A 17891-nucleotide genomic window follows, 5' to 3' on the forward strand; every position below is an offset into this window, starting at 1 on the left:
GGNNGATATCCTTACTCGGTGATGCCCTGGCTGACGCATTCACCGCGTCGCCACAGGCTCCATTGGCCCGGTTCGTAGCGGGTCCAGTTTTCATTGTCGGTCAACGGCTCGGTAGCGATCACCGTGACCACATCGTTGGGCGTGGTTTCGGCCTGGAAATCGACGATCACATCGACATCCTTCAACCGCGCCGGGCCGAATGGCGCGCGCCGGGTAATCTGCGCCAATTTGGTGGAGCAGTAGCAAAACAGCCAGTCACCGTCGCTGAGCAGGCAGTTGAACACGCCTTTGCTGCGGTATTCGGCGCAGGCGGCGATCAAATCCGGCAGCACTTGTTCGATGTCCACCGGTTCCGGGAAGGCTTCGCGCACACGGTTGAGCAGGTCACAGAAGGCCGCTTCGCTGTCGGTGTCGCCTACCGGGCGGTAAAAGCTTTTGATCGGCTGAAAATCCGCCAACTGGCCATTGTGGGCGAAACACCAGTTGCGGCCCCACAGTTCACGCACGAAAGGGTGCGTGTTGGACAAGCAGACCTTGCCGACATTGGCCTGGCGGATGTGCCCGATCACCACTTCACTTTTGATCGGGTAACGCTGCACCAGCAGCGCCACTTCCGACTCGCTGCTGGCGGCCGGGTCCTGGAACAGACGCAGGCCACGGCCTTCGTAAAAGGCGATGCCCCAACCGTCGCGGTGGGGGCCGGTACGCCCGCCCCGCTGCATCAGCCCGGTAAAGCTGAACACGATATCGGTGGGGACGTTGGCACTCATGCCCAATAATTCACACATGCTNGGACTCTCGATGGAAGGCAGGGGCAAGGTTACAAACGCGGTTCGACCCGCAATCGCTGAGGGTTGCTCGGCACTGGCGGACGACCGTAACGATCGTCGCCGGCACCGCCGAACGGATGATCGTCGTCAGGATCGTCGGCCCGGGCCGCGGCCTTGGCAGCGGCGGCCTGTTCCTTGCGAGCGTTGGAAGCCCGTTCAATAGGGAACCGGATCGCCACGAACACCAGGTAAATGCCGAAGGCGATCATGCCGTACATGAACAGGTCGGATACCGCCCGCCAGGCGTTGTTGCCCACCTTGAACAGCAGATCGAGCGCAGTGATGGCGATGGCCGGGGCCACTTTTTCCTTTACAGGGTCGATGATGGTCGGACTGAACAGCAGCACGGCAACCAGCAGCCGCAATGGCTCACGCAGCCAACGCCACATCCAGCGGGTGATGCGCATCCACACCAACAGGCAGCCTAAAGCGGCAAAGGCGTAAAGGCCCCAAGCGGTCAGATAGTCGTTCTCGGTCATGGTGTCCATGGCAAGGCAGGCAAAGAGGCGCTTATAGTAACGACTTTTCGCCCGTCAGGCTTGCTCCAATGCCAGTCGGTCAAGACACAGAACCTGTGGGAGCAGCCGGTCTGCACAGGCATCAAGAGTTGCATTGCGCCTGCAAAACTTGCTCCAATGCCAGTCGGTCAAGACACAGAACCTGTGGGAGCAGCCGGTCTGCACAGGCATCAAGAGTTGCATTGCGCCTGCAAAACCCTATTTTTCGTACATTGTCCGAGAGTCCTTCATGCCCTTATCCGCCAACGTCACCAGCGCCCCGATTGCCCACAAGGCCGACGGCCCTGACCCGTATGCCTGGCTGCAGGAGCGCGACACCGACGCGGTGCTCGACTACCTCAAGGCTGAAAACAGCTATCAAGAGGCGCAAACCGCCGATCAGGCCGGGCTGCGCGAAACCCTGTTCGAGGAGATCAAGGGCCGGATTCTCGAAACCGACCTGTCNCTGCCCTCGCCGTGGGGGCCGTACCTGTATTACACGCGCACCACTGCGGGTGACGAATATGCCCGCCACTACCGCTGCCCGCGCCCGACGGATGACAGCCTGCAACTCGACGAAAGCCAGGAACAGCTGCTGCTGGACCCAAACGAACTGGCCAACGGCGGCTTCTTTTCCCTGGGTGCATTCAGCATCAGCCCCGACCACCAGCGCCTGGCCTACAGCCTCGACACCAGCGGTGAAGAGATTTACACCCTGTACGTGAAGGAACTGGCCACCGGCAAAGTCAGCGAACTGGAGTTTGAAGACTGCGACGGCAGCATGACGTGGGCTAATGACAGCCTGACCCTGTTCTTCGGCGAGCTGGACGACACCCACCGCCCGCACAAACTGTATCGCTACCGCCTGGACGGCACGGCGGCCGAAGAAGTGTTCAACGAGCCGGACGGCCGATTCTTCCTGCATTGCTATCGCTCCAGCTCCGAACAGCAATTGCTGCTGGCCCTGGGCAGCAAGACCACCAGCGAAATCTGGGCCCTCGACGCCGACCAGCCGCACCAGGCCTTTACCTGCCTGGCGCCACGGGTTGAAGACCATGAATATGACGTCGACCACGGCACGCTGAACGGCGAGTGGGCCTGGTTTATCCGCACCAACCGCGACGGCATCAACTTTGCCCTGTACACCGCCGTCGATACCGGTGTCGCGCCCACCGAGGCCGACTGGCAGAACCTGATCCCCCACAGCGACAGCACGATGATCGAGGGCATGAGCCTGAACGTCGGCGCGATGACCCTGAGCCTGCGGGTCGGCGGCTTGCCGGTCATTGAAGTCCATCCGCAGGACCTGCCGAGCTACCGCGTGCAACTGCCGGATGCGGCTTACAGCCTGCATGTGCAGAACAGCCTGGAGTTTGTCAGCGAGCGGATCCGCCTGCGTTACGAAGCCTTGAACCGTCCGGCGCAAATCCGCCAGCTGGAGCTGGGCAGCGGCGAGCAGAAAGTGCTCAAGGAAACCCCGGTGCTCGGCCCGTTCGACGCCGGCGCCTACGTCAGCCAGCGTCTGTGGGCCACGTCGGCCGATGGCACCCAGGTGCCGATCAGCCTGGTGGTCAAGCGCGACCAACTGGGCCAGCCGACGCCGCTGTACCTGTACGGCTACGGCGCCTACGGGCAAAGCCTCGACCCGTGGTTCTCGCANGCCCGCCTGAGTTTGCTGGATCGCGGCGTGGCGTTTGCTATCGCCCACGTGCGGGGCGGCGGTGAACTGGGCGAGGCCTGGTATCGCAACGGCAAGCAGGAACACAAACAAAACACCTTCAGCGACTTTATCGCCTGCGCCGAGCACTTGATCGACGAGGGGCTGACCACCTCCAAGCAACTGGCTATCAGCGGCGGCAGTGCCGGCGGTTTGCTGATCGGCGCGGTGCTCAATCAGCGACCGGAGCTGTTCGGCGCGGCCATTGCGGAAGTGCCGTTCGTCGATGTGCTCAACACCATGCTCGACCCGGAACTGCCGCTGACCGTCACCGAATACGACGAGTGGGGCAATCCGCAAGAGCCGGAAGTCTATGATCGGATCAAGGCCTACGCCCCGTACGAAAACGTCACCGCNCAGGCCTATCCGGCCCTGCTCGTGATCGCCGGGTACAACGACAGCCGCGTGCAGTACTGGGAAGCGGCCAAGTGGGTGGCCAGGTTGCGNGCGACCAAAACCGACATCCATCCCCTGCTGCTCAAGACTGAACTGGGCGCCGGGCATGGCGGGATGAGCGGTCGTTATCAGGGATTGCGTGACGTAGCACTCGAATACGCATTTGTTTTCAAGGTTTTGGGGATTGCCTGAGGAACTTGGCCCTGTGATCCGGTCTTAAGACCTGTACACCGGGCCTCGCTCCCACAGGGATATGTAGTGAAGCCAGATCCTGGAACAGACCAGACAGTCAGGCCCTGTGATCCGGTCTTAAGACCTGTACACCGGGCCTCGCTCCCACAGGGATATGTAGTGAAGCCAGATCCTGGAACAGACCAGACACAAAAAAAAGACCGTGCCGACATGTCAGAACCGACCTTACTGAACAACGAAATCCGCGATTGGCTGATGGACTGCGGCCTGTTCGATCAACTGCTGCCGGCAGATTTCGCCGCTGCCTCCGGCTATTTCAGCATCAGCACCATCGCCGAAGGCGAAGAGATTTTCCATGAGGGTGATGCCGGCAGCTTCATGTGCATCATCCACACCGGCCAAGTGTCGGTGCAGAAGACCAACGGCGACGGACAGTTGGTGACCATGGCCACCCTGCGCAGCGGTCGCTCCTTCGGCGAAATGGCCGTGCTCGATGGCGAACGCCGTTCGGCCAGTTGCGTGGCCGCCAGCCACTGCCAGTTGCTGAACCTGGGCAAGGACTCNCTGGAAAAAATGATCAACGATGCGCCGAAAATCGCTGCCAAGATCATCCGCGCCCTCGCCGTCTCCCTCTCCAAACGCCTGCGCATGGCCGACGGGCAACTGCTCTCGCAGCAGGTTTAACCGCCCGGCGACTTGATCTTCGTGCTGTTCGGCTCAATACCCGGTACCGGTTGATCCTTGGTCGGCGGACTGGGCATCTCGATCGGCACCAGCGGTGGGCCGCCACTGCCAGGCCCGGTCCTGGGCGCAGTGGAGGGGGTAATTTGCGGATAAGGCGTCGGGGTCGCGGTGCCGGGCGAACCGGGCAGCGGCGCCGGGCTGATAGGAACGGGTTGCAACTGCTGGGCCTGCACTGCAGTTATCGAGAGCGCGGCCAAGGCAATGACCGTTAGAATGGTGCGCTTCATCAATGGCTCCGTTGGCCTTGTTGTCATGGGCAGGCTACTCCCAACTGCCTCTGTTTGCCTTCCCCCAATTTGAGATTTCCATGAAACGTTTCGTTCTGCTGGACACCACTCCGATCCCCGACAACGGCGGTGCCTTGTGCCTGTTCGAATACGGCGAGGATTTTGTCATCAAGATCCAGGGCGGCGATGGCGGCCAGTTGATGAACACGCGCATGCACGGTTCCGAAGACGCGCTGGCGGAAATCCCCTGCCGTAAGGTGGCCGGCCGGCCGAACTCGCGGGTGCTGATCGGCGGCCTCGGCATGGGCTTCACCCTCGCCTCGGCCCTCAAGCATCTGGGCAAGACCGCTGAAGTGGTGGTCGCCGAGCTGGTGCCCGGCGTGGTGGANTGGAACCGTGGGCCGCTGGGCGAAAAATCCGGCCGCCCGCTGCTCGACCCGCGCACGGTGATTCGCATGGAAGACGTGGCCAACGTGCTGCAGGCCGAGCCTCAGGGTTTTGACGCAATCATGCTCGACGTCGACAACGGCCCCGAAGGCCTCACGCAAAAAGCCAACAGCTGGCTCTACTCCGCCGGTGGCCTGGCTGCGTGCGCAAAGGCCCTGCGCCCCAAAGGCGTGCTCGCCGTATGGTCCGCCAGCGCCGACAAGCTGTTCAGCGACAAACTGAAGAAAGCCGGCTTCAAGGCCGAGGAAGTCCAGGTCTTCGCCCACGGCAACAAGGGCACCCGCCACACCATCTGGATTGCCGAGAAGCTCAAGGGCTGAGCTAAACTCACGTCATAACCGTCATTAGTCTTTTACAAAGGTGAACCCATGAGTTCGTCAACGCCGACCAATACCTCGAAGCTGGATCGCATCCTCGCCGACAACCAGCGCGACAAGGAAATGGGCTACCGCGACAAAGCCTTGAAAATGTACCCGCACGTGTGCGGCCGCTGCGCCCGTGAATTCGCCGGCAAGCGCTTGAGCGAGCTGACCGTGCACCACCGCAACCACAATCATGANGACAACCCGCAGGATGGTTCGAACTGGGAATTGTTGTGCCTGTATTGCCACGACAACGAACACTCGCGGTATACCGACCAGCAGTATTTTCACGAAGGCTCGCTGAGCACGCCGAAAATCGCCAAGGCGACGCATAACCCGTTTGCGGCGTTGGCCGGCCTGATGAAAAAAGACGACTGAAGATTTTCAGTGGCTGGACTGGCCTCTTCGCGGGCAAGCCCGCCCCCACAGGGTTGTGCGGCGTACACAACATTTGTGCTCACCGCCAATCACTGTGGGAGCGGGCTTGCCCGCGATAGCAATCACCCAGACACCACCAATCTCCAAACCGGACACCCCTCCCCCAATCCCCGTATAATCGCCGTTTTTTCCCGAAGGCACCCCGCTCGTGGCAGACAAACGGTACAGCTGCATTGGTTTGTATAACCCCAAATCACCGGAAAACGTCGGCTCGGTCATGCGCGCCGCCGGCTGCTATGGCGTGGCGTCCGTGTTCTACACCGGCAAGCGTTATGAACGCGCCGCCGACTTCGTCACCGACACCAAGCGCGTCCACTACGACATCCCGCTGATCGGCATCGACGATTTGAAGAAAATCCTGCCATTGGGCTGCGTGCCCGTCGCCGTGGAACTGGTCGAAGGCGCCCGCTCACTCCCCGAATACACCCACCCGGACCGCGCGCTGTACATCTTCGGCCCGGAAGACGGTTCGCTGGATAAAGAGATTCGCGACTGGTGTGAAGACGTGGTCTATATCCCGACCACCGGTTGCATGAACCTGGCCGCCACCGTCAACGTCGTGCTCTACGACCGCATGTCCAAGGGGCTCAATACCCGTTCCGGGGCAAAATTCCGCTGAATCGCCGCACATTTGATGGAACAAGCCGACCGCCCCGGCAGTCAGCTTAACTATCTATTGTTGAAGCAGCCTTCCTGCCTGGAGACAGATCATGAGCGAACTCAAACGCGTAGAACGCATCGAATCCACCCCGTTCCAGACTCATTCCGAACAGAACGTACACGGCTGGGAGCGTGTCGGCTCCCTCGCCGGTGGCGTGGTGATGATGAGCAAGGGCCTGCGTCGCGGCGGTATTTTCGGGTTGATCCAGGTGGCCATCGGCGGCGTAGCGCTGGCTCGCGGGATTACCGGGCACAGCTCGGCGAAAAGCCTGCTGGAGAAAAGCCGTCAGGACATGAACAACGTTCGGGCGAAGATCGAGCGGGCCGGGGAAGAATTGAGCAAGTTGAAGGCGAATGCCGAGGCGGCGACCCATACCGCGACGGTGACAGGCAATGATTCGTTGAAGTCGCCCAAGACCGGGGTTTGATCCGGGATTTTCGCTGAGGCTGACGGCCTCTTCGCGGGCAAGCCCGCTCCCACATTGATCTTGTGTACGACCAGATCAAGTGTGGGAGCGGGCTTGCTCGCGAAGGCGGTATTACTGAAGCAACTCGGTATCAAGGACCTTGGAATACTCGCCAATCACGCTTTGCGCGAGCTGAACAAACTCTTTGGTATCCACACTCCCCAGATGCATCGCCCCGCGCAACACATCATCGAGCGAGCGCTTGTTGCGCGTTTTCAAACGAATCTCGCGATCCAGCTCCTGCAATAACAACACCGCTTTCGACACCTGTGCCGGGTTGATCTGCTCGCCACGCAAAGTCGTGACTTTCTGGCTGTCCTTGACCAACTTACCGTGCAAACTCTCATACCGCTCATCACTCATGCCACCCGCGCGGCGCACCAGTTCGATGGCGTAATACTCGGCAAACCCTTCACTGATCCAGTCACTGCGCTGTTTGTCGTTGATCCGCCCGAACACCTGCGCCAATTCACGCACCACCGCGCTGGTGCCGCTTTCACTGACCAGCGGCAGACGCGTGTTGAGATAGATCGATTCACGCGCAGCCAGGCTGCCGCGCCACATCGGGTCGTTGGCGCCGACGATCAGCAATTTGACGGGATGACGGGGGAACACGGCTTGAACCTGCGGCCAGACAAAGGTCAGCAACGTCAACACATCCATGCGCCGCATGGCCTGGCCCTTGGGCGAGGCGACGGTGACTTCGGTCTCCCCCAGGCGCACGCGGCGGCTGCCCAGCGTGCCGGCGAGCATCCAGCCCGTAGGCCGGTCGAACAACCGAGAGACGTTATCGATGCGAAATTTGTTCTTGCCGATGCGCGGCCAGGCAGTCTCCACACTTTTCCAGCCTGTGGGCAATTCGAATTCAAGGCGTGACACCAGCTCGATGCCATCCTGCTGATCGAGTCTGGCCGGCGGCACCAGGTCGTCACCGCGCATCAGCGCCCAGGTGGGTGTCATGCGCGTATCGAAGCTGCCGCTCTTGCGCCCATGGCTGATGCGCACGCGGTAGGTCAGGCTGGCCTTGTCAGTGGCCGGACGCCAAACGCCGCGTGTCTGCTTGCCCGGCGTGAGTTGCCATTGGCCGTCAGCCTTGAAATCGCTGTAGTGACTGCCGTCGCCCAGGTCGAAGTCAAGACTGCGCACCGCCGAGCCCTGGGACAGGCTCANGCGCACTTCGGCCTGATCGCTTTGCGGCAACAGGCGCACGTGGTAATCCAGATCGACCTTCTTCGCCGCCCACACGGACGAACTCAGGGCCCATAGCCCGACGACCAACACCAGCCGCAATCCGACAGCCATACACACTCCTGTTGTGGCGAGCGAACTTGCTCGCGTCGGGCTGCGTAGCGGCCCCGAATTCTAGTAGTTATCGCCTGTTTGGTNNNCNCTCATACACACTCCTTTTTCAGCCTGCGCGAAAGATCAGGTGATCCTCCCAGTCGTCTTCGGGCACGCTGCCTTCGGCGAGCATTCGGCCGGACTGGGAAATGCGTTCGTGGTGCACGGCATCACGGTCGCCGCAAACCAGGTGGTGCCACAGCGGCAGGTCTTTGCGTTCGCTGACCAAGCGGTAGCCGCAGGTCGGCGGCAGCCATTTGAACTGATCGGCCTGGCCCGGCGTGAGCTGGATGCAATCAGGCACCGAGGCGCGGCGGTTGGGGTAGTCGGTGCACTGGCAGGTGTTCAGGTCCAGCAGCTTGCAGGCGATGCGCGTGTAATAGACGCTGTTGTCGTCCTCATCCTCAAGCTTTTGCAGGCAGCACAGGCCACAGCCGTCGCACAACGACTCCCACTCCTCCTGGTCGAGGTGTTCAAGGGTTTTGCGTATCCAGAAAGGTTCGACTTTGGCGGCCATGGCTCTACATCAGTATCGGTCGGTGAAAAGGCCGCCAGTCTAGTGCCAAGGCCCTTGCGGGCCAAGCATTGGCGACTGCCGGTAGAACGGGGCTTGTCAGTTTTTGCGCCGCCACGTAGCTTTGCCAGTCGCAAGGAGCCATGCCCAAATGCCATTAACGCTCAACCGCGTTGCANNCAGCCCAACTGCGCCCGCAGGTTTTCGCCGCCCCTCACTTTCAAACGAAGCAAGGAATCTCTGATGAGTGCAAATCCACGCGTTGCCGAGTATGCGATCCACCCTCAGTTCACCGAGCGCTGGTCGCCCCGCGCCTTTACCGGCGAGAGCATCCCGCAGGAGACCCTGCTGAGTTTCTTCGAAGCCGCACGTTGGGCGCCGTCGGCCTACAACTCGCAGCCATGGCGTTTTCTCTACGCGCGTCGCGATACGCCGAACTGGGAGCGTTTTCTGGGCCTGCTGAATGAATTCAACCGCGGCTGGGCGCAACACGCCTCGGCATTGGTAATCGTNGCCTCCAAAACCGACTTCACCGCCCCCGGCGCCACCGAAGAAACCCCGGCGCTGTGGCACACCTTCGACACCGGCTCGGCCTGGGGCCACCTGGCGCTGCAAGCCAGCCTCAGCGGCTGGCATACCCATGGGATGGCCGGCTTCGATCAGGCGTTGACCCGCAAAGAGCTGAAGATTCCAGAAGGGTATGCGCTGCACGCGGCGGTGGCCGTCGGCAAGCTGGGCGACAAATCGAGNNTGGCTGAATACCTGCAAGCGCGCGAAGAACCAAGCCCGCGCCGCCCGTTGAGCGAACTGGCGGCCGAAGGCAGTTTCACCCTCTAAGCCACCCCGCAAAAACAATGTGGGAGTGGCGGTGCGACGATTCGACTTGCTCGCGAAAGGGCTGTCACATTCAACATCACGCTATCGCGAGCAAGCTCGCTCCCACAGTGGTCTTCAGNNTNTCTGCAATTTGCAATGCAATCCACCTGTGGGAGCGAGCCTGCTCGCGATGAGGTCGGCACATTCAACATTGATGCTGTCTGACACCCCGCCATCGCGAGCAAGCTCGCTCCCACATTAGATTTCTGGCGTTCACAAAATAGTGGATTCACAGCAGAACCCATGTGGGAGCAAGCCTGCCCGTGATGAGGCCGTCACATTCAACATCAACGTTGACTGATACACCGCCATCGCGCGCAGGCTCGCCCCCACAGTTGATTCCTGGTGTTCACAAAATAGTGGATTCACAGCAGAACCCATGTGGGAGCAAGCCTGCCCGTGATGAGGCCGTCACATTCAACATCAACGTTGACTGATACACCGCCATCGCGCGCAGGCTCGCCCCCACAGTTGATTCCTGGTGTTCACAAAATAGTGGATTCACAGCAGAACCCATGTGGGAGCAAGCCTGCCCGTGATGAGGCCGTCACATTCAACATCAACGTTGACTGATACACCGCCATCGCGCGCAGGCTCGCCCCCACAGTTGATTCCTGGTGTTCACAAAATAGTGGATTCACAGCAGAACCCATGTGGGAGCAAGCCTGCCCGTGATGAGGCCGTCACATTCAACATCAACGTTGACTGATACACCGCCATCGCGCGCAGGCTCGCCCCCACAGTTGATTCCTGGTGTTCACAAAATAGTGGATTCACAGCAGAACCCATGTGGGAGCAAGCCTGCCCGTGATGAGGCCGTCACATTCAACATCAACGTTGACTGATACACCGCCATCGCGCGCAGGCTCGCCCCCACAGTTGATTCCTGGTGTTCACAAAATAGTGGATTCACAGCAGAACCCATGTGGGAGCAAGCCTGCCCGTGATGAGGCCGTCACATTCAACATCAACGTTGACTGATACACCGCCATCGCGCGCAGGCTCGCCCCCACAGTTGATTCCTGGTGTTCACAAAATAGTGGATTCACAGCAGAACCCATGTGGGAGCAAGCCTGCCCGTGATGAGGCCGTCACATTCAACATCAACGTTGACTGATACACCGCCATCGCGCGCAGGCTCGCCCCCTTCACCCTCTAAGCCACCCCGCAAAAACAATGTGGGAGCGGCGGTGCGACGATTCGACTTGCTCGCGAAAGGGCTGTCACATTCAACATCAATGTTGACTGACAGACCGCTTTCGCGAGCAGGCTCGCTCCCACAGGTTTTGCACACTATTCGAGTGAGCGGTGGGTTCAGTAGCCGCGGTTGAAGTCGACTTCCCCGCGCAACGCCTCGCCCGCCTGATACGCCCGCAAGTTTTCGACAAACAGGTTGACCATCATCAGCGGCGAGGTCGGCGCCGAGCTGTGGCCAGTCAACAGCAGGCCCCAGGCGGTCCAGAACGGATGGCGTTGCGGCAGGGGTTCCTGGCGGCAGACGTCGATCACCGCGCCAGCCAAGTGCCCTTCTTTCAAGGCTTCGACCAGATCGGCATCGACCACGGCCACGCCACGCCCGACATTGATAAACACCCCGGTCGGTTTGAATTGCTTGAACAGCGCCGCGTCGTACAAGTCGTGGGTATTGGGGGTGTTGGGCAGCAGATTGATGACGAAATCCACTTCACCGACCAGCCGTGGCAAGTCCGCCAGCGCGCCGACTTCAACAAATGGCGCCTGCTCGCGGGCTTCGCTGGCGATGCCGTACAACTCGACGCCAAACGGTACTAGGAACTTTGCCACGGTCTGACCGATNTCGCCGGTGCCGACGATCAGCGCCTTGCGTCCCGCCAGGCTCTGGCCCAGGCGGTTGTCCCACTTGCGCTCGACCTGGCTGACCAACCGCGCGAGCACTTCCCGCTCGTGGCCGAGCATGTAGGTCAGGACGTATTCGGCCATGACCTGACCAAAAATCCCCACCGCTCGCGTCAGACGGTAGTCGCGCGGCAAACCTTCGGCCAGCAGCGGCGTGACACCGGCCCAGGTCGATTGCAGCCACTGCGGCTGATGACCCTGGCGCAACAGGGTAGCAAGCAAATCCGGCTGGCCGAGCCATACCGGGCAATCGGCGGCCTGGCTGGCCAGTTCGGCGGAGTCGCCGCTGGTCAGCACTTCCAGATCAGGCGCAGCCTGACGTAACAGTTGGGCGTACACGGGGTGGTCGTGTTCAGCAATCAGAACGCGCATGGTTCAAACCTTTCGAAAACAGTGCAAACGGCCGCCGACGGAGTTTCGCTCCGTCGCCCTGGCCATCGCCAAAATCATTCCAGTGTTTCACACAGACTCTGAACAGAGCCTGTCTGCCGATCACATCGGGTCGTTGCGTCGCAGCAATTCTTCCGGCAAGTGTTCGATGTACTCGTCCTCGGCCGGTGGCATTTGCAGGTGGTAGCCCTGCTTGTCGAGGTTTTCCAGGACCACGGTGATGTCCTCGCGGGACAGTTTGCGCTCGGGGGTCAGCACCAGATCGAAAGCGTGATGAGGTTTGCCGAAGGCGGCCATCAAACTTTCCGGGACGCGCTCCAGTGCATCGCTTTTTAGCACATAGAGGTACATCTCGTNTTTNTTCAAGCTGCGATAGATGGAGCAAATACGTTTCAAGGCTGTTCTCCGGCAGTGGCCAGGCTGTCGAGCAGCGCCTGGCCCATCAACTCGCGGCGCCAGCCACGCAGCGAGTCTGGCAATTTATAAGGCCCATCGGGGTAGCCACTTTTGACCAGGGCTTCGAGGGTTTTCTTGCGCAGCATCAGTTCCGGCGCCATGTCCAGGCGTTCGGCTTCGGCCTGGCCCAGGGCGCGCAGTTGCTTGATCAGCGTGGCGGCGTCCACCGGCAGCGGCTCTGGCACGGCGGGCGGCCATTGATCTGGCGACACACTGCCNGCACGCTTGATCAGGTCCAGCAGGAACTGGCCATCCTGACGCACGGTGCGCGGGTGCATGTCTTCGATTTTGCCCAGTGCGGCGAGGTTATCCGGCTGGGTTNNNGCCAATGGCCACAGCGAGTGCTCACGGACAATGCGATTGCGCGGCAGGTCGCGGGCGCGGGCTTCGCGCTCACGCCAGGCGCAGAGTTCACGCAACACGGCGAGCTGGGCGCGGGAGAGCTTCCAGGCCAGCTTGGCTTCGCGATAGACCTCGTAGGGATCGATCTCGCGGCGCAGGTTGGCCACCAGCTCGGCGCCGTCTTCCAGGACCCAGGCGTACTTGTCGTCGGACAGCTTCGGACGCAGCTGCACGAAAACTTCCGCCAGGTGCAAGGCATCTTCGGCGGCGTAGCTGATCTGGGTATCGGAAAGCGGACGTTGAAGCCAGTCGGAACGGGTTTCGCCCTTGGGCAGGTCGATGCCGAGCACTTCCTGCACCAACCGTGAATAACCCATCGAGAAACCGAGGTTCAGGTAAGCGGCGGCCAACTGCGTGTCGAACAACGGCACCGGCAGGCTGCCGGTCAGGCGCAACAACACTTCCAGGTCTTCGCTGCACGCGTGTACCACTTTGATCACCGCCGGGTTCTCCAGCAAGGCGGCCAAGGGTTGCCAGTTGTCGATGGTCAGGGGGTCGATCAGGTAAGCACGGATGCCATCGCCGATCTGGATCAGCCCGGCAATGGGATAAAAGGTGTCGACCCGCATGAATTCGGTGTCGAGGGCGACGAATGGCAACTGCTGCCATTCGGCGCAATGCTGGCCGAGGCTATCGTTGTCGCAGATCCAGTGAATATCGATGGCCACACGGCTCTCCCTTGAAGAATGGCGCGCAGTATATATCGCCCCCGGCGATTTCCGCGCATCCACTGAACAAGAGCTTTAGCGAAAAGACCTGCCTGACGGCAAGAAATGTCTGACAAGCGGAGGTTAACTGGCCTTGCGCAGCACGTAGACCCGCATTCGTGCACAACCGGGCAGGAAGTCCTGGTGACTGAGCAAGCTGAAACCCGCGAGCCTGAATTCGGCTTCGAACTCCGCCTTGCCGGCCAGCGGCCGGGGGTGAGCGCCCGTTGCGCCCGAGCGGCGGAGCTTGAAATGTGCATCGATCCGTACTGCCACAATCACTGTATCGCGACTCACACGGTGGAACTCTGCCAGCAGGGCCAACCGATGCTCCGGGCTGTCGATATGCTGAAACAGTTGCATGCAAAAAATGCTGTCGACCGCGTTCGCCGACAAGCCAAGGGTGAAGGCCGAACTCTGGAACGTCTTGATCCGCTTGAGCATGCTTGGCGAATGGTGAGTCTGGGCGTGGTTGAGCATGTCCTGCGAAGGGTCGGACGCGAGGATCACGCGGTTCGTATGCTCGGCCAACACCGGCCAGAAACGCCCGGCACCGCAGGCCACATCAAGAATCAAGCCCGGCTCACCGGCGACCTTCAACGCGTTGCGCACCAGTTGCTCGTCGCGCCAGAACGTCAAGCGCCCCGCCAGGCCTCGCGGTCGCGGCTGAAGACAGACGCGGGCGTGTTCCTGATCGTAGCGCCGGGCGAACTCAAGCTCGATGGCGGATGGAGGTTGCGCGGACATGGGTAATGACTCTTGTAGGAAAATATGCCGGCCGCAGGTTAACGACCGGTCCGTGAAAAAAAGGTCGACACAGTTACTCTTTGGCCAACACTCCGTCGATCACGGCACCACGGCAACCCGCGAACATATCCAGCCCTTGGTTGTAGACTTTGCTGTTGACCTCCAGCAGACCCAGCATCGAATGGAACAGGTTGTCCTGGCTCAGGGGTTTGTCGCGGCTCAGTTGCAGGCAATGGGTGTCCACCGAGAACGACTTTTGGTAGCTGTCGGAGAACCACGCCAACATGGCCACGTGTTTCTGTTGTTCCGGTGCCAGCATGTAAGGCGTGCCATGGAGGAACAGGTTGTATTCGCCCAGGGATTCGCCGTGATCTGACAGATACAACATGGCGGTATCCACTTTGTCCTGATTACTGCGCAACAGATCGATCAGGGTCGACAGCACGTGGTCGGTGTACACCAGCGTATTGTCATAACCGTTGACGATACTTTCGCGACTGCAATTGTTCAGCGCATTACTTTCACAGACTGGAGTAAAGCGTTCGTACTCTTTCGGGTAGCGCTTGAAGTATTCCGGGCCATGGCTGCCCATCTGGTGCAGGACCAGCACGGTGTCCTTATCCAGCGTATCGATGAAGTGCTGCAGACCTTGCAGGAGAATTTCGTCGCGGCATTCACTGTTGGCGCACAGCACCGGGTCCTTTAGGTTGCTCACGTCATCGAGGGTGACCCGGTCGCACGTGCCTTTACAGCCCGATTGATTGTCACGCCAGATGACGTCGAGACCGGCGCGCTTGAGCACGTCCAGCAGGCCCTCTTCATTCTTCGCCGTGCTGGCGTTGTAATTCTTGCGGCCCATGTTCGAGAACATGCACGGCACTGAGACGGCCGTTTCCGTGCCGCAGGAATGCACGTCGGTGAACGCGATCAGGCCGGCTTCCTTATCCAGTTTTGGGGTGGTGTCGCGGTTGTAACCCAGAATGCCGAAGTTCTCGGCCCGGGCACTTTCGCCAACGACCAGCACCGTCAGGGATTTACGGCCGTGGGTTTGCCAGGCGGGATTTCGCTGGGCATCTTCACCGACCTTGACGAAGGGTTGCCGGGCGGAGACGACTTGCTCGCGCATAAAACCGAACGAAGCACCGATGTAGTTACTCGGTACCACCATCAGACGCAATTCATGGTGATTGCGAAACAACGAAGACAAGCCCTGATAATTCACCAGCGCGACGCCGCCGATGACCGCGACTGAAGCGACACTCACCAGTGCCTTACTTAACAACTCACGGTGCCAGCGGCGGTAATTAACCGGAACTTTCCACACTAACCATGAAGGCAAAACACCAAGCAGAAGAATATAGACCAGCAACTTCAACGAGAGTAAGTCACGCACTTCCGTCGCGTTGGTTTGCGCAAAGTTGCGCAACATGCCGGTGTCGATCAGCACACCGTATTGGCTCATGAAGTAAGCGACCCCGGCGCTGATCATGAAGATCAGAATCAAGACCGGCTTCATCACGCGTCGGAATGCCAGGAAGGTCAGCACAATATTGAACGCCGCGAGAATCATCACGCCGAACGCGACGCGCATGACGATGCCCTTGCCGTCGGACGCGGTGATATCAAACAGGTGCTGCCAGAGCACTAAATTAAAGCCTGTTAAAAGAAAGGCGCTGGCAATCAGTGTCACCCATTCGGGGCGCACGGGTTTGAACTTCAACATGATGGTTGGCTGTTCCTGAAAAGAAGGGCCCTCGGCAAATGTGAAAATTTCATTTACCGTGACAGCACTAACTTTAGCCAGTCAACCATCAATTTTTTGTGAAAAAGAAGCCAACGATTAGTGGGCTCCTGTTATGAGATCGACACTTTTAACTTATTTGAGAATGGTTCAGCTTCTGTTCAGGCCTGATGTAAATACCAACGCCAGTCCTGCTCCCCGACTTCGCCCATGAACTGCCGATACTCGGCGCGCTTCACCGCCAGGTATACGCCAAGGAATTCTGCGCCGAACGCTTCACGCGCCCAGGTCGAACCTTCCAGCGCCCGCAAGGTGGTCAGCCAATCGGTTGGCAACAGTTCCGTGGCCTGGGCGTAACCATTGCCTTCCACGGGTGCGCCCGGGTCAAGCTGTTCGCGAATGCCGCGATGGATNCCGGCGAGGATCGCGGCAGCCGCCAGGTAAGGGTTGGCGTCGGCGCCGCAGATACGGTGTTCGATATGCCGCGAATTCGCCGGGCCACCGGGTACGCGCAGGCTGACCGTGCGGTTGTCCACGCCCCACGTGGCGGCCAGTGGCGCGTAGCTGTTGGTCTGGAATCGACGGTAAGAGTTGGCGTTCGGGCAGAACATCAGTAGCGAATCGAGCAAGGTACTGAGCATGCCGCCCACCGCCTGACGCAGCAACGGTGTGCCATCGGCGGCCTCACTGGCGAACAGGTTATGGCCGTGGGCATCGGCCAGGCTGACGTGCATGTGCATGCCGGTGCCGGCCAGGTCATCGAACGGTTTGGCCATGAAACAGGCCGTCATCCCGTGCTTATGCGCGACACCTTTGACCAGCCGTTTGTAGCGCACCGCTTCGTCCATCGCCTGCAGCGCGTCGGCACGATGCTCCAGGGTTATTTCCACCTGGCCCGGGGCGTATTCGGAAATCGCCGTACGCGCCGGGATACCTTGCAGTTTGCAGGCGCTATAAAGGTCGGCAAGGAACGGCTCGATCTGCTCCAGCTCGCGCAAGCCATACACCTGGGTCGAGCGCGGGCGATTGCCGTCTACATCCCGCGCCGGTTGCGGGCGGCCGTTGCTGTCGGGCTTCTGGTCGAGCAGGTAAAACTCCAGCTCCGCCGCCATCACCGGGTAATAACCGTCGGCTTTCAGGCCGTCGATCACCCTGGCCAACANATGCCGTGGATCGGCAATCGTCGCCGGCATGCCTTCCTTCGGGTGCATGCTGACCTGCACCGCCGCCGTCGGAATCAACCGCCACGGCATGCGGGTCAAGCTGCCGCTGATCGGGTACGCCCGGCANTCGATATCGCCGACTTCCCACACCAGCCCGGAGTTTTCCACGTCATCGCCATTAATCGTCAGGCCGAGGATAGTGCTGGGTAACGGCCGACCACTTTCGTACACCGCCAGCAGCTCATCGCGGTGCAGCAACTTGCCGCGCGGTACGCCGTTGTTGTCGAGGATAAACAGCTCGAACATCTCGATATCCGGGTTCTGTTCGAGAAAGGTCAAAGCTTCTTGCTTCGTGGCGAAGGAGGTCGTGGCACAACTCATGGGAATTCTCTTGTTTCCGCGTCAGGCAACGCGCAGGCGCTGCCGGTTTGATCCCGTCGCACAGCGCGGGACCTGTCAGAAGAATCAACGGGAAAGGCAGAAATCCGGCGGGCGCGCGTGCCGGCAGTGCCAGAGCGCCCAGAAGGCTAATTCGGAGGGAAGTGCGACGGGGCAACCGTCCATAGAAAAAACCACAGAAAACAGATGAGCAGCAGCGTCACACGGGCGGTCAGGTCGTTAAATCAGGATTTGAAGAACTTTGGGTGTGGGCAGACTAAACAATCAATTGCCCAGACACCNAATATCCCCTGTGGGAGCGGG

18 protein-coding genes are annotated in these 17891 nt (G+C 60.2%); 7 read left to right on the top strand and 11 right to left on the bottom strand.

The window, feature by feature from the left end; genetic code table 11:
- Positions 1–11: 11 nt before the first annotated feature.
- A complete protein-coding gene (locus B7L09_RS09555) occupies positions 12–788 on the bottom strand; it encodes a class II glutamine amidotransferase (protein ID WP_094468624.1) in 777 nt (258 codons plus the stop codon).
- A 32-nt stretch (positions 789–820) separates the two neighbouring features.
- Complete coding sequence (locus B7L09_RS09560) at positions 821–1318, bottom strand: MFS transporter (protein WP_094468625.1); 498 nt, start codon at positions 1316–1318, stop codon at positions 821–823.
- Between the two features lie 259 nt (positions 1319–1577).
- Between B7L09_RS09560 and B7L09_RS09565 the strand changes: the two genes are divergently transcribed.
- Positions 1578–3632, top strand: coding sequence for a S9 family peptidase (locus B7L09_RS09565; RefSeq protein ID WP_094468674.1), 2055 nt, complete (start codon positions 1578–1580; stop codon positions 3630–3632).
- Between the two features lie 210 nt (positions 3633–3842).
- Entirely contained in the window at positions 3843–4316 is a 474-nt protein-coding gene (locus tag B7L09_RS09570) for a cyclic nucleotide-binding domain-containing protein (RefSeq protein ID WP_094468626.1), read from the top strand.
- Here the strand turns inward: B7L09_RS09570 and B7L09_RS09575 are convergent.
- Complete coding sequence (locus B7L09_RS09575) at positions 4313–4603, bottom strand: hypothetical protein (protein ID WP_094468627.1); 291 nt, start codon at positions 4601–4603, stop codon at positions 4313–4315. The genes B7L09_RS09570 and B7L09_RS09575 overlap by 4 nt on opposite strands.
- Positions 4604–4683: 80 nt before the next feature.
- Between B7L09_RS09575 and B7L09_RS09580 the strand changes: the two genes are divergently transcribed.
- The 4 genes from B7L09_RS09580 to B7L09_RS09595 all read left to right on the top strand — a co-directional run bounded on the left by B7L09_RS09580 (position 4684) and on the right by B7L09_RS09595 (position 6938).
- Positions 4684–5370 (top strand): spermidine synthase, encoded by a 687-nt coding sequence (locus B7L09_RS09580; protein ID WP_094468675.1) that lies wholly within the window; start codon positions 4684–4686, stop codon positions 5368–5370.
- Between the two features lie 48 nt (positions 5371–5418).
- Positions 5419–5790: a YajD family HNH nuclease gene (locus B7L09_RS09585; RefSeq protein ID WP_094468628.1), complete on the top strand. Its 372-nt coding sequence runs from the start codon at positions 5419–5421 to the stop codon at positions 5788–5790.
- Positions 5791–5998: 208 nt separating this feature from the next.
- The gene (locus B7L09_RS09590; RefSeq protein ID WP_008153126.1) at positions 5999–6469 is read left to right on the top strand and encodes an RNA methyltransferase; all 471 of its coding nucleotides are present in this window, start codon (positions 5999–6001) and stop codon (positions 6467–6469) included.
- A 91-nt stretch (positions 6470–6560) separates the two neighbouring features.
- Positions 6561–6938, top strand: coding sequence for a YgaP family membrane protein (locus tag B7L09_RS09595; protein ID WP_094468629.1), 378 nt, complete (start codon positions 6561–6563; stop codon positions 6936–6938).
- Between the two features lie 111 nt (positions 6939–7049).
- On the opposite strand, the gene B7L09_RS09600 is transcribed toward B7L09_RS09595, so the two are convergent.
- Both B7L09_RS09600 and B7L09_RS09605 read right to left on the bottom strand, forming a co-directional pair.
- Positions 7050–8279 (bottom strand): hypothetical protein, encoded by a 1230-nt coding sequence (locus B7L09_RS09600; protein WP_094468630.1) that lies wholly within the window; start codon positions 8277–8279, stop codon positions 7050–7052.
- 106 nt (positions 8280–8385) lie between these two features.
- Positions 8386–8835 carry a YcgN family cysteine cluster protein gene (locus tag B7L09_RS09605; protein WP_064451354.1) on the bottom strand — a complete coding sequence of 150 codons (450 nt, stop codon included), beginning with the start codon at positions 8833–8835 and terminating at the stop codon, positions 8386–8388.
- Between the two features lie 240 nt (positions 8836–9075).
- On the opposite strand from B7L09_RS09605, the gene B7L09_RS09610 reads away from it, so the two are divergent.
- Positions 9076–9669, top strand: a complete 594-nt coding sequence (locus B7L09_RS09610; RefSeq protein ID WP_094468631.1) for a nitroreductase family protein — start codon at positions 9076–9078, stop codon at positions 9667–9669.
- Between the two features lie 1353 nt (positions 9670–11022).
- Here B7L09_RS09610 and B7L09_RS09615 read toward each other — a convergent pair.
- From B7L09_RS09615 to B7L09_RS09640, 6 genes are all read right to left on the bottom strand, one after another.
- Positions 11023–11955, bottom strand: coding sequence for a D-2-hydroxyacid dehydrogenase (locus tag B7L09_RS09615; RefSeq protein WP_094468632.1), 933 nt, complete (start codon positions 11953–11955; stop codon positions 11023–11025).
- 120 nt (positions 11956–12075) lie between these two features.
- Entirely contained in the window at positions 12076–12369 is a 294-nt protein-coding gene (locus tag B7L09_RS09620) for a YcgL domain-containing protein (RefSeq protein ID WP_094468633.1), read from the bottom strand.
- A complete protein-coding gene (gene rnd / locus B7L09_RS09625) occupies positions 12366–13499 on the bottom strand; it encodes a ribonuclease D (RefSeq protein WP_094468634.1) in 1134 nt (377 codons plus the stop codon). The genes B7L09_RS09620 and rnd overlap by 4 nt, the downstream gene beginning before the upstream one ends.
- Positions 13500–13622: 123 nt before the next feature.
- Positions 13623–14285 carry a class I SAM-dependent methyltransferase gene (locus B7L09_RS09630; RefSeq protein WP_094468635.1) on the bottom strand — a complete coding sequence of 221 codons (663 nt, stop codon included), beginning with the start codon at positions 14283–14285 and terminating at the stop codon, positions 13623–13625.
- 73 nt (positions 14286–14358) lie between these two features.
- Positions 14359–16008: a phosphoethanolamine transferase gene (locus B7L09_RS09635; protein WP_094468636.1), complete on the bottom strand. Its 1650-nt coding sequence runs from the start codon at positions 16006–16008 to the stop codon at positions 14359–14361.
- A gap of 179 nt (positions 16009–16187) precedes the next feature.
- Positions 16188–17570, bottom strand: a complete 1383-nt coding sequence (locus B7L09_RS09640; protein WP_094468637.1) for a glutamine synthetase family protein — start codon at positions 17568–17570, stop codon at positions 16188–16190.
- Positions 17571–17891: the final 321 nt, after the last annotated feature.

Origin of the sequence: Pseudomonas mandelii (assembly GCF_002251635.1) — a bacterium.
Lineage (GTDB): Bacteria > Pseudomonadota > Gammaproteobacteria > Pseudomonadales > Pseudomonadaceae > Aquipseudomonas > Aquipseudomonas mandelii_B.